At 45.9% G+C, this 13,375-nt stretch carries 13 protein-coding genes; all 13 read left to right on the forward strand.

Annotated features, from left to right (window positions below; translation table 11 throughout):
- The coding region (gene cobN / locus J7J01_03455) for a cobaltochelatase subunit CobN (protein MCD6209945.1) at positions 1-3,744 on the forward strand (3,744 nt) is incomplete at its 5' end.
- Between the two features lie 3 nt (positions 3,745-3,747).
- Positions 3,748-3,912 (forward strand): hypothetical protein, encoded by a 165-nt coding sequence (locus tag J7J01_03460; protein ID MCD6209946.1) that lies wholly within the window; start codon positions 3,748-3,750, stop codon positions 3,910-3,912.
- Positions 3,913-3,997: 85 nt separating this feature from the next.
- Positions 3,998-4,987: a hypothetical protein gene (locus tag J7J01_03465; GenBank protein MCD6209947.1), complete on the forward strand. Its 990-nt coding sequence runs from the start codon at positions 3,998-4,000 to the stop codon at positions 4,985-4,987.
- 172 nt (positions 4,988-5,159) lie between these two features.
- A complete protein-coding gene (locus tag J7J01_03470) occupies positions 5,160-7,274 on the forward strand; it encodes a putative cobaltochelatase (GenBank protein MCD6209948.1) in 2,115 nt (704 codons plus the stop codon).
- A 7-nt stretch (positions 7,275-7,281) separates the two neighbouring features.
- Positions 7,282-8,430, forward strand: coding sequence for an iron ABC transporter permease (locus J7J01_03475; GenBank protein MCD6209949.1), 1,149 nt, complete (start codon positions 7,282-7,284; stop codon positions 8,428-8,430).
- A gap of 1 nt (position 8,431) precedes the next feature.
- Positions 8,432-9,208, forward strand: coding sequence for an ABC transporter ATP-binding protein (locus tag J7J01_03480; protein MCD6209950.1), 777 nt, complete (start codon positions 8,432-8,434; stop codon positions 9,206-9,208).
- A gap of 73 nt (positions 9,209-9,281) precedes the next feature.
- Positions 9,282-9,569, forward strand: a complete 288-nt coding sequence (locus J7J01_03485) for a hypothetical protein (protein ID MCD6209951.1) — start codon at positions 9,282-9,284, stop codon at positions 9,567-9,569.
- Between the two features lie 24 nt (positions 9,570-9,593).
- Entirely contained in the window at positions 9,594-9,929 is a 336-nt protein-coding gene (locus J7J01_03490) for a hypothetical protein (protein MCD6209952.1), read from the forward strand.
- Positions 9,930-9,939: 10 nt separating this feature from the next.
- On the forward strand, positions 9,940-10,194 hold the full coding sequence (locus J7J01_03495) for a hypothetical protein (protein ID MCD6209953.1): 255 nt from the start codon (positions 9,940-9,942) through the stop codon (positions 10,192-10,194).
- Between the two features lie 16 nt (positions 10,195-10,210).
- Complete coding sequence (nifB, locus tag J7J01_03500; protein ID MCD6209954.1) at positions 10,211-11,119, forward strand: nitrogenase cofactor biosynthesis protein NifB; 909 nt, start codon at positions 10,211-10,213, stop codon at positions 11,117-11,119.
- Positions 11,094-11,741, forward strand: coding sequence for a flavodoxin family protein (locus J7J01_03505; GenBank protein ID MCD6209955.1), 648 nt, complete (start codon positions 11,094-11,096; stop codon positions 11,739-11,741). The genes nifB and J7J01_03505 overlap by 26 nt, the downstream gene beginning before the upstream one ends.
- Positions 11,742-11,746: 5 nt before the next feature.
- Positions 11,747-12,301 carry an archaeoflavoprotein AfpA gene (gene afpA, locus J7J01_03510; protein ID MCD6209956.1) on the forward strand — a complete coding sequence of 185 codons (555 nt, stop codon included), beginning with the start codon at positions 11,747-11,749 and terminating at the stop codon, positions 12,299-12,301.
- Between the two features lie 63 nt (positions 12,302-12,364).
- Positions 12,365-13,363, forward strand: a complete 999-nt coding sequence (locus J7J01_03515; GenBank protein ID MCD6209957.1) for an AAA family ATPase — start codon at positions 12,365-12,367, stop codon at positions 13,361-13,363.
- Positions 13,364-13,375: the final 12 nt, after the last annotated feature.

Genomic DNA, 13,375 nt, shown 5'->3' on the forward strand with positions numbered 1-13,375 from the left:
AAGATGAAGATAACAGCAGTAATGTGGGGCAGTGATATGCCCCTTTTAATAGAGGCAAGTAAGGAGCTCGGAATAGAGCTAAGCGCGTGGTCCACGCACGATGTGGAAGATGATGCAAAGCGAGAGGACTGTATAAAATCCTTTGAGCACGCGGACGTCATCCTCTTACACCCATCAAATGAAGAATTTTGGGATGAGCTAATCGAAAGGTTGAATAAAGATGTGCCAACAATCTCTTTCGGACATGATTCATCCTTCTGGCAGCTTTCAAACGTTCCTCTGGAGGTTGTTGCAACGGTCAATGCCTATCATGTGTATGGAGGGTTGGAAAACACGAAGAACATGCTTCACTATATCGGGAAAGAGGTTTTAGAGCTGGATTATGAATACGATGCCCCGAAGGAGACGATGTGGCAGGGGATATATCATCCAGATGCCAAAACTGCTTTTGAGAGCATAGAAGATTATTTCGCGTGGTATAAACCCTCACGGAAACACAAAGTCGGCATTCTATTCTTCAGAACCTACTGGGCAAATGGAGACCTTGAGATCGTGGATGCATTAATCCGCGAACTCGAAAAAGAGTTCGATGTGATTCCCGCCTTCTCTTACGGTGCAGGTGATAAAGAACTGGGTGCTAAACCGAGCAGCGAAGTCATTGATGCATTCTTTATGAACAGGATTGATGCACTAATAAACCTTCAATCGGTATTTAATGCCGCTGGTGAGGCTAGCGCGGTCAATGCACTGAAAGAACTTGATGTCCCGGTATTTCATCCTCTGATGCCGTACCACACGACCGAAGAAGAATGGCGAAGGGGAAATCAGGGATTGAGCAGCCTTGAAGTCGGCTGGAGTGTTGCGATGCCGGAATTGGAGGGTGTAATCGAACCGATAATTATAGGAGCTCTAAGAAGAGATAGCGATGACAAATTTGAGCGGCATACGCAGATGGAAGAGCGTGTGAAAAAGCTCGTGCATAGAGTGAAAAAATGGATAGCACTGAAAGATAAACCAAAGTCCGAGAGAAGAGTTGCATTTATCCTCCATAACAATCCCTGTGCAGGCGTTGAAGCAACGGTAGGTAGTGGTGCACATCTTGATACTTTAGAGAGTGTAGCGAGGATATTGAGGAGGATGAAAGAGGAGGGCTATTCTACCGAGCCACCGGAAGATGGTAAAGCGCTTATAGATGATATTATGAGCAGGAAGGCAATTTCAGAGTTCCGATGGACGACGGTGGACGAGATCGTAAGCAAGGGTGGTGCACTTGCACTGATCACCAAGGAGGAGTATGAGAAATGGTTCGCAAAGCTATCGCCCGCTGTCAGGGAGAAGACATGCTCCGCATGGGGATACCCGCCCGGTGAGGCAATGAATGGTGTTCCCGCAGCAATGGTCTATGATGATAAGATCGTGGTAACAGGCGTAAAATACGGAAATGCAGTGGTATGCGTGCAGCCGAAGCGTGGCTGTGCGGGTTCGCGCTGCGATGGCAGGGTATGTAAAATACTGCATGACCCGGAAGTTCCTCCGCCTCATCAATACCTCGCCACTTATCACTACTTAGAGGCTGGTTTTCATGCTGATGTCATCGTCCATGTAGGAACGCACGGCAACCTGGAATTTTTGCCTGGCAAGTCCGTCGCGCTCTCCGAGAGCTGTTATCCCGATGTTGCTATCGGGAATCTCCCACATCTGTATATCTACAATTCCGATAACCCGCCAGAAGGGACAATCGCAAAGCGGAGGAGCTATGCAACGATTATAGACCACATGCAGACCGTAATGACCGAAAGTGGCTTGTATGGCGATTTAAAAGAGCTTGAAGACCAGATTGCAGAATATAACAGGACAAAAACATCGGACAGGGCAAGAGCACATGCCTTAGAGCACATTATTATTGATTTGATAAGAAAAACGAAACTGTCAGAGGAGATAAAGCTTGATAAGAGGTTAGAGAATGGATATTCCTTTGAGAAGATAATAGAACTTGCACACAACGCTATCACACGCATATACAACACGCAGATTCCTGATGGCATGCATATCTTCGGTGAGATACCGCATGGCTCTAAAAAGGTTGAGTTCATCAATTCGATACTGAAGCATGACTCAGAGCTGAGGAAAATAATCATAAAACTTATGGGACTCGATATTGAGCCGTCAGATGCGGGAAGCGAGCTTTTAGCCATGGTGGATGGTATTGCAAAGGAGTTTATTTCTGCTTTCTTATCTGGAGAAGAACCTCTGGAAGCTGCGAAGAGAATATTGGGCGATAGACTAAATGTAAATGTAAATGCGGATAATAAGCTCTCTCTGCTGAGACAAAAGGTAATGGATATTTCTGCAAGGATAGAAGCATCAGACGAGCTGGGGAGTTTGCTCCATGGATTCGATGCCGGATACATCGAGCCAGGACCTTCAGGGCTTATAACAAGAGGAAACATAGAGATACTCCCAACTGGCAGGAACTTTTACTCGCTTGACCCTTTCAAGATACCAACAAAGGCTGCGTGGGAGATAGGTAAGCGACTTGCGGATGGTGTAATAAGGAAATACGAGGAGGAAAATGGAAAACTTCCGGAGAACATAGCAATGTACTGGATGGCATCGGACATCATGTGGGCGGATGGCGAGCAGCTCGCACAGATAATGCATTTAATCGGTGTGGAACCTGTCTGGGAAGATGGAAGGGTAAAAGGCTACAGGATAATTCCCTTAGAAGAACTCGGTCGTCCAAGGATGGATGTAACTATCAGAGTGAGTGGGATTACGAGAGACTGTTTTTATAACTGCATCGAGCTCTTAGACGAGGCGATACGGGAGGTCGCAATGCTTGATGAGCCCATAGAAAAGAACTATTTGAGAAAGCATATACTGGAGAATGTGCAAGAAAATGAAGATGCAGATGGGAATGAATTTGCACGGATATTCGCGAGTAAGCCCGGAACTTACGGTAATGGTGTGAATCTGGCGGTATATGCATCGGCTTGGGAGAAGGATAAGGACCTTGCAGATGTTTTTGTGCAATGGAACAGCTATGCCTATGGTAAGAAGGTTTTTGGGATTGAAGCGCGGGAAGCATTGATATCGCAGCTTAAAACCGTTGATTTGACATTTAATAAGACCGTTACAGATGAATACGACCTCTTTGGCTGCTGTTGCTATTTTGGAACGTACGGCGGGCTCACAACTGCTGCAAGAGAGCTCTCCGGGCATGCGGTCTCAGCATATTATGGTGATACGAGAGACCGCGACAGGATTGAGGTGAGGACGCTCGCAGATGAGATTCGGCGGGTTGTTAGAACAAAGCTCCTGAACCCGAAGTGGATAGAGGGGATGAAACGGCATGGATACAAGGGAGCAGGCGACATATCAAAACGAATAGGAAGAGTTTACGGCTGGGAAGCGACGACACAGGAAGTAGATGACTGGATATTCGATGATATAGCGAGGACTTTTGTTCTGGATGCGGATATGAGAAAGTTCTTTGAGGAGAACAACCCATGGGCGCTGGAAGAGGTAGGAAGAAGATTAGTGGAGGCTTATGAACGGGGGCTGTGGAACGCAGACGAAGAAGTGATAAATGGATTGAGGGGTGCATACCTTGAGATAGAAGGGTGGATAGAGGATAAGATGGGCGAGGTGCGAGGAGATTTTCAGGGAGGTGCGATAGATGTTATAACAGTGGAGGATGTCGAGGTATTGGCGGCTAAAGTGAAAGACATACAGAAGGAGTGAAAAATGCCTGAAGAATACTTACCCAATCTGCTTCAGATTATTCGCCTGTTTCGTGAGAGCGTAGCATTAAAGCCCGCAGAAGCAAGCTTCCGCAAAGGTTGGAGAGAGGCATTAGCAGGTGAGACCATGCCAGTGTCCGAACTGTGGGAGGGCATTGATACCGAGTGAACCCACTGAACAAGTACATATCGTATTTGGTGAAAATAAAAAAGCATATAGACGCATAGAGTGTTTGTATTAGGAGTGTTTGCAAATGATCAGTCATATTCTACCCACTTCTCTGCTATACGCCCTTTACTGGATAGCAAGAACTGTTCCTATCATAGCTATAGGAGTATTTGCAACGAGCTTTGCCGTTAACATCGGGCTGATGAGGAAATTTGACAGGTTGACCAAGCCTCTTTCCAGTAAAGCGAATATCAGCACGCTATCTGCTCTATCGGTGGTGACCTGCGCATTTAGCACTACTGCCGGATACTCCATGCTTGTTGACGGACTGAACGAGAAAATAGTCTCCGAGCGAGAGGTCATTGCAACCACGCTAATCAGCTCTTTCCCAAGTATCCTCTCTCACCTCTTCACGTATTTCATACCCGTGGTGATTCCTATTTTGGGGTTGACTACTGGAGCTATCTACGTGTGCATAGTGGGGTTCGCGGCATTCTTGAAGACCTGTTTTGGAATATTCCTTGCGAGACTATGGCTAAAAGATACGAAAGACAAAAACTACTCATCCAAACCCCTGTCCCTGCCATCCACCAATCCTGATCCGGCTCGTGCCCATGTAGGGGATAAGAGAAGTGCATTGGCTAAAAGCGCTAAGAGCACATACAAAATGCTTAAACGGATTGTACCCACGATGTTCGTCACCCTGATTCTGGTATCCGTGGCGATGGAACTGAACCTGTTTAATTCTTTTTCTGCGTTTTTGGAGCCGGTTACAGGCATTTTGGGGTTGGAAAGCGGAGTCGCACTGATCAGTGCAACAGAGATTGTAAACACCTATGCCGGGATAATCCTTGCGGGCAGCCTCCTCACTGAAGGATTAATCGCGACAAAAAGTGTGCTAATTGCCCTATTATTAGGCACGGTGGTATCGTTTTCGGCAAGATTTGTGAAACATTCTTTACCCTTGCACGTATCGCTTTTTGGACCCCAGTTAGGGGGGAAGACGGTTGTGCTAAACGCAGGAACAACGCTTGTCATACACGTGCTGCTCATCGTAGTATTATTGATAATTTAGCGTAATCACGGGGATATTAGTTTCAAGCTCTTAGCCCCGTATTTTTCTTAAATTATGCCTTTTTGGAGATACAGACAAAATATCAAAAACTTTATCTAACATCAATATTATCACATTATTTTAAATAGTTATAAATCAAAGACGAAAAATAAAGGGACTGAGGAGAAAAAGGATGCCTCACCATATTAGAAGGAAGATATTACCATTCACCGCGATCGTGGGACAGGAGAAGATGAAGAAGGCGCTTATTTTGAATGCCATTAATCCTCGTATAGGTGGAGTGCTAATACGGGGTGAGAAAGGAACTGCGAAGTCCACTGCCGTTCGTGCGCTTGCAGAACTCCTGCCAGAGATAGAGGTGGTTAACGGCTGTCCGTTCAATTGCAACCCTTATGACGAGGGTGAGATGTGCGACCTGTGTTATGCTAAGAAAACGAACGGTGAGGAACTGGAAGTGGCGAAACGGAGAATGTGGGTCGTGGACCTACCGTTAGGTGCAACTGAAGACCGTGTCGTGGGCTCGATAGATGTTGAGAGGGCGATAAAAGAAGGAATAAAGGCGCTGGAGCCCGGGATATTAGCAGCTGCAAATAGAGGTATTCTCTATATTGATGAGGTAAATCTTTTAGATGACCACGTTGCGGATGTCATTTTAGACTCGGCTGCGATGTCAATAAACGTGGTTGAGCGAGAAGGTGTCTCGGTTTCTCATCCTTCTAAATTCATCTTAGTTGGAACAATGAATCCGGAGGAGGGTGAGCTCAGACCTCAATTATTGGATAGATTCGGTCTACAAGTAAGTGTAGAAAGTATAGACGATCCAGATAAAAGGGTAGAAATAGTGAAGCAGGTGGAGAGTTTTGAAAGGGACGCGGAAGAGTTCAGGACGAGGTTTGAGGGAAAACAGAAAGAGCTGCGAGAGAAGATCGTGCATGCGAAACAGATAATTAATGAGGTGGAGATCAGCGATGATTTGTTGAGACTGATAGCAGATACGTGCATCAAACTCGGTGTCAAAACACATCGTGCTGAAATTGTTATTAATAGAACGGCAAAGACAATTGCGGCTTTTGATGGCAGGAAGAAAGTAACTCTTGAGGACGTAAAAGAGGCGATGGAATTGGCACTCCCGCACAGAATGCGCAGAAAGCCTTTTGAACCACCGAGTTTGGATACTGAAAAACTCGATGAGATAATGTCTGATAGAAAAAAGCAGCAAGAAGAGAAGCATGAGGATAAACAACAACAGCGTCAACATCAACACCAAAGGGGCGAGAGAAGAGAAAATAAAGAGAATGAGCACACGCATAAGAATGAGCACCTCGATGCGAATCCAGAAGGTCAGGATGAGAATGGTGATACAGAAGAACCGCAAAAAGAATCTGTTTTTAGCATAGGCGACCCGATTGATGCAAGCGCAGTAAGACAAAAACGTGGGAAAGATAGAATATATCGCAGGAAAATATCTGGAAGGAGAATACCCACACTCTCACTTCGCAATAACGGTAAATATGTGCGGTATGGGTTCCCAAGCGGCGAAATAAAGGACGTCGCTCTTGATGCTACTATACGTACAGCGGCACCTTACCAGAAAGAGAGAGAAAGAGAACATGAGTCTGATTTAGCAATAGTTATAAAAACGCAGGATATCCGAGAGAAGATCCGCATAGGAAAAGTATCAACGGCAACGATGTTCGTCGTGGATGCCTCAGGGTCAATGGGTGCGAATCGGAGAATGGAGAGTGCAAAAGGAGCTGTTCTTTCATTATTACTGGATTCCTACCAGCATAGAGACAGGGTTGGAATGGTTGCGTTTAGAGGTAACCGTGCAGATGTCCTGCTTCCACTATGCTCAAGTGTAGATTTGGCTTATAAGAGATTGAAGGAACTACCAACTGGTGGGCGAACACCGTTAGCTGCGGGTCTGGAGAAGGGATTGAATCTTCTGACGGCTGAGAAGCGTAAGGATGAGGGTGTGATACCCGTGCTGGTGTTAATATCTGACGGTCGTGCAAATGTTTCTTCTTCATATAAAGACATCAAAATGGATTTGTTAGCACTCGCGGAGCACGCACGAACTGAGGGTGTACAGGTGATTGTGATAGATACCGAGGAGGTTAGCAAATCGTTCGTGAAAATGCAGCTTGGATATTGCAGAGATATAGCCGCTAACTCAGGCGGGAGATATTATCCCATCGCTGATTTAACACCGCAGGTGGTGCATGATATCGTTATTCAGGAGCGAGAGCGAAGCGTATTGCACGATTTGCATAGTGTTTTAATTTGAGGTGAAAATGACATCAACATCAGGCACTGAAACTGTATCAGGAACGGGAACAGGAACGGAAAAAATAGCGGAAATAAAAACGCAATACAAGAAATTCGTTGGAAGGAAAATCCTCTTTATCCTCTCTTCACTCGCACTGATATTTATTATCGCTGGAGTATCCGCAGCACTTGGCTCTTATCCTATATCAGTCACGGAGGTATATTCGATAATATGGCATGGCATATTTCAAAACGTTGAAACGACACAAGGGATTGTTGTCTGGAACTTGCGACTGCCGCGTATCATAATGGGCATCCTTGCGGGCATGGGGCTCGCAATTGCTGGGACGATGATGCAGGGGATTTTAAGAAATCCGCTTGCAAGCCCCTTCACGCTGGGAATCGCATCAGGTGCGGGCTTTGGTGCGGCTCTTGCCATACTTTCAGGTGCAAGTATTATCGCTGGTGCGACTGGTGAGTATCTCATAATAGGAAATGCATTCCTATTCTCTCTAATCCCTACTTTTGTTATCATACTTTTCACACGCTACAAAAGAGCTACGCCTGAGACAATGATTCTCGCTGGTATTGCGATGTTATACATCTTCAGTGCGGCGACGACGTTATTAATGTACTTTTCCGAATCTGAAGCGGTAAAAGAAGCTTACTTCTGGATGGTTGGCAGCCTTGGAAGAGCAACCTGGGATGAACTTATCTTCAGCTTAAATCTGGGTTCACTTTCTATACCCCTACCGGGTCCAGTGCCTATCGTGCTTATAGGCTGTATTATCCCGCTTATGTGGAAGTCATGGGACCTGAATGTGATGGCTGCGGGCGATGAAGCAGCAAAGAGCCTCGGCGTTAATGTCGAGCAAACCAGAATCCTTATACTGATAATTGCTTCTTTGATGACCGCAGGTATTGTTTGCTTCACGGGAACCATAGGTTTTATAGGATTGGTTGCCCCGCACATGTGCCGCATGGTTATCGGTGGTGATAACAGGTTTTTAATTCCTGCATCAGGTCTTTTTGGTGCTGCTCTTTTGCTTACCGCCGACACCATTGCAAGAAGAATTATAGCACCCGTAATTCTACCGGTAGGTGTAATTACAGCATTCATGGGGGGTCCTCTGTTCCTCTACTTGATAATGAGAAGGAGGAGGGAATATTGGTAAAATGAAGCTGAAAATAAAAGATGTGGAGTTTGGCTATTCAAACATGCCTGTGCTGCGGAATGTGAATATAGAGCTTGCAGAATCAGAGATTCTGGGTGTGGTGGGACCGAATGGCGCGGGCAAATCAACCCTGCTACGCTGTATTGACCGGATTCTCATACCACAGAAGGGTTGTATCATGCTCGATGGACGTGATATAAGGGAAATAAGCAGAATGGAACTTGCAAGAAAGATAGGATACGTACCCCAGGATGGTTCTCAAATCTTCCCTGCTACGGTCTTCGATACTGTGCTCATGGGTAGGCGTCCGCATCTCGGATGGCGAAGCAGTGAGCGAGACACGGAGAAGGTATTGGAGACGTTAAAAATACTGAATATTGAGGACCTGGCGATGCGCGATATAAACGAACTCAGTGGCGGTCAGCAACAGAAAGTCTTCATTGCACGAGCGCTCACACAGGAACCCGAACTGCTTCTGCTCGATGAGCCCACCTCCAATCTTGACATCAGGCATCAACTTGAGGTGATGGAGATAGTGAAACGTGTGGTAAGAGAGCGGGGTATCTCAGCTATAATGGCGATTCATGACCTCAACCTCGCATCTCGCTATGCTGACCGGATAATAATGATGAATGGAGGCAGGGTATATGCAGAGGGGGAACCTTCTTCGGTACTGAATGAAGAGAATATCAGACATGTCTACGGCGTGGAAGCGAAACTGAGCAACCACGATGGCAGACCTTACATTGTACCTGTAAGAGCCTGTGTTAGGTGCTAACCGTTAAGTTAATCAGGTAACTTAATTAAACCTTATAGTTTATAGTAAAGTTAGTAAAGTGAGGTGTTGAAATATGTTGAGTGAAATGCCGGTGGATTTGGATAGAGTGAGTAAAGCTGACAGAGATAAGGAGATATTGCGTGTAGGACTGATAGCGGAACTGGATGCGGTGAATCTGTACGAACAACTTGCAGCGATGGCGGAGCGAGAGGAAATAAAACGTGTTCTGCTTGATATAGCAAGAGAGGAGAAGACGCATGTGGGTGAATTCCAGGCATTGCTCTTAAAAGAAGACGAAGAGCAGGTTCAGGAACTGGAGCATGGCAGGAGGGAGGTAGAGGAGATAGAAAAAGGGGAGTAGGTAGGAGGACGAGGGGAAAATAAAATGGAATTCGCAGAGATATTGAAAGGTGCGGAATCCGAAGGAAAGGATAAGCATCTCCCTGTGATTGATGTGAATAAGGAACAGGGCATTGTGCATGTGGTGGTGGGGAAGGAAAAGCCGCATCCCAATACTATGGAACACCGTATATCCTGGATAGAAGTGTTTGGAGTGAAGAATGACGGTCAGATAGTCTGTATTGGCAGAGGTGCGTTTGCAGCGACTTATACAAGCCCTGATGTCTACTTTAAAGTGCCACTTAAGGAGTTCAAGGCTTTATGTGCTCTCTCTTATTGCAATGTCCATGGTCTATGGCAGAACTGTATAGAGCTTGTGTGAGGATTAAAAAATGACAATGGCTGGAAGGGCAGGTAGAGGTGCAGGTGCAGGCAGTGGAACAGGAGCAGGAAGAGGAAGAGGAAAAGGAAAAGGTATGGGAAGAGGCAAAGGAAGGGGCATGGGTGGACCGTCTCAGACTGGTGCTGGTGGTGCTCCCTCGAAATGTACCTGCCCGCAATGCGGGTATGAAGCCCCCAAGAAGCGTGGTGTGCCCTGCCGTTCTATGAAGTGCCCCAAATGCGGAACGCCTCTTGTGGGCGCATAATATCCGGATGAGAGATATGAAACCTTTTGTAACCGAGATAGAAGGTAAAGGGGTACCATGGGACGCGTCACAGCTGAGGAAGATACAGGAACATCCCTGTTTCAGTGAGAATGCCTGTCATCTCTTCGGCAGGATGCATCTGCCCGTGGCACCGAAATGCAATATCCAGTGTAATTACTGCATTCGTAAATACGATTGCGTGAACGAGTCGCGTCCCGGTGTGACGAGTAAGGTATTGAGCCCGGAGGAAGCTCTGGAAAGGGTGCGGGAAGTACTGAATAAGGTACATTACATTAAGGTCGTTGCCGTTGCGGGACCAGGTGAGCCGCTCTTCAATGAGGAAACATTCGAGACTTTTCGGCTGGTGAAGGCTGAGTTCCCGCATCTGATGCGATGCATGAGCACCAATGGGTTGCTGTTACCTGACCGGATTGACGATATAGAGGAGCTGGGCATCGGCACTCTAACTGTGACACTGAACGCAGTTGACCCCGCTATTGGCAAACTCATCTATTCGTTCGTGAACTATCATGGCAAGATATACAGGGGCGAGGAAGCTGCGGAAATACTGCTGAAGAACCAGTTAGAGGGTATTCGAGAAGCGGTAAAGCGGAAGATCATAGTTAAGGTGAATACAGTATACATCCCCACGATAAACGATAAACATATTGAGGATATAGCGAAGCAAATAGGTAAGATGGGTGTCTACATGCAGAACATCATGCCGCTTATACCTCAGTATAAGTTTGCAGACATCAAACCGCCAACACCAGAGGAGAAGAGGGAGATGCAGGCTCGATGCAGTGCGTATGTGAAGCAGATGACGCACTGTCGCCAGTGCCGCGCAGATGCTATCGGCAGACTGGGTAAGGATATCCAGCAGCAGTTCTTCGCACGCCATGCCCAAACTCAATCTAAAGCCTGAATCTAAGCCTAAACCTAAACTCAAACTCTTTGGCATCTCCGCAAGTCCCCGTATAGCAGCAACCGATTGGATAGTCAGGACAGGTCTGGGATATGCTATGGATAACTGGGGTGCGGAGACACGATATTTCTCGGCTCATGGCAAGAAACTCAATTTCTGTATCCATTGCGACCACTGTATAAAAGAAGGCGAGTGTATCCATAGCGATGCGATGAACGAGGTGTATTCAGGATTTGAGTGGGCAGATGCAATCCTGATTGGAACACCAGTATATCAGGGTACACTAAGTGGACAGGCAAAAGTCCTTATGGACCGCATGAGAGCGTTTGTAGCGAGTGATCCACATGCACTGCGTGGCAAGTTGGGAGCGGTAGTTGCTGATGGCGGTGACCGTATAGGAGGTCAAGAGCTCGCTATCAGGTCAATACATGATTTCTATCTGATAAATGAGATGATACCGGTAGGAGGGGGAGCTTTTGGTGCGAACCTCGGTGCAACCTTCTGGTCAAAAGATAAAGGTGCAGATGGAGTAAGAGCGGATGAAGAGGGTTTGAAAAGCCTTTACAGAACTATTGATAGACTCGTAGAGGTTTATCTTTTAATAAAGATAAAGAGGCATTAATAGCGATGGAGAAGGATACGAATACGAATACCATGATTGCATGGTGCATAACAGGTTCCGGTGACCGTATAGAGGAATGTGTGGATTTCATGAAGGAACTGAGGAGGAAATATAATCCAGATATTCATGTTTACATCTCCAGAGAGGGTGCAACGGTATTGAAGTTCTACAAGCTCTTTAAAGCGGTAAAAGACGAGTTCTCACGGGTGAGCGTAGAAAAAGGACCAAATGCACCTTTCTTAGCAGGACGAATACAGCTTGGCAGGTATGATTTCGTACTGATTGCACCCGCTACTGCGAATACCGTAGCAAAAATCGCTCATGGCATCGCAGACACGCTCGTCACCAATGCCGCAGCACAGGCGATGAAGGTGGATGTGCCTGTTTATATCTTCCCGGTGGACCAGAAGGAGGGGGTGATAATAACAAAATTACCCGATGGACGCAGCCTCAAGTTAAGGATACGGAAGGAAGATGTAGCGAATGTGGATAAGCTACGGCGAATGCGTGGTATTACAGTTCTTAGTGAAGTGCAGGAGATAGAAGAAGTGTTGAAATAAATCGTTATCCAATTTTTGCCAAACTCCCACAATTTTATATGTCCCTACATACAAACAACAATAATGATAACGAAACTGAGTATAAAGAATTTCCGGGGAATAAGGGACGGGGAGCTGGAATTAGCTCCACTGACAATCCTCTTAGGAGGCAATAATTCCGGGAAGTCAACAATTCTTGAGGCTCTATTCCTGGCACCAAATCCTTTTCGTAGCGTTCCTTATGTGATTGGCGTCGCCTCAGCAGTAGAAGTCATCCACGCAATGCATGAAACCCTCAACAGTCAGGGCTATGCATTCTTGCTCTATAATTATACGGCAAATCAGGCTGAAATTGAATGTAAGGTAGATGGAGAGGACTATGTGCTTCTATTCAATAAAAAAGACCCAGATATCTCTGTGTACACAAAAAAGCGGGGAGAAGAAGATTATATTGGCAGGATGGATATGTCCACGTCTTCTATTAGGGGGAACAAACCAAAAACACTCATAGATAATACGCTCTTAATAAGCTCGAAATTGGTAAAGAGCGGTTATCAATACTTAGAGAGAAATTGGGCTTCTATTATAAATTTGGGAATCTGCAAAAAAGTTGCAGAGGACGTTTCCGGGCTCGTTTATGACAATTATAGGGATCTAACAATCGAACCTTTCCTTGGTAGTAAGCTGGCAATTTACGGATTCTTAGAAGATGGACGGAGGATACGACTTGGTGACCTTGGTGAAGGTGTCCAGAATTACATAATTGCGCGGATTCTTTACGAATTAGAGAAACCGAAAGTCTTACTCTGGGATGACATCGAGGCGCATCTCAATCCGAGAATGCTGCTGAATATTGCTGAAAGGTTTTTTGATATAGTTGAAGATGATAATCAAGTCATAATTACGACGCATAGTTTGGAGGCTGCGAGAACAATAGCAGGTATAAACGAAGAAAAAACGACGATTTATCTTACTTCGTTGGAAAAGAGCACTCTAAAAACTAAGAAACTCACGTTAAAGGAGATAAAGGAGTTTAGCGAAGCTGGAATTGATGTAAGGGTTGCAGAGCCTTTGTTACTATGAAACTCTATCCGT

It is taken from the genome of Methanophagales archaeon (assembly GCA_021159465.1).
Taxonomy (GTDB): domain Archaea; phylum Halobacteriota; class Syntropharchaeia; order Alkanophagales; family Methanospirareceae; genus G60ANME1.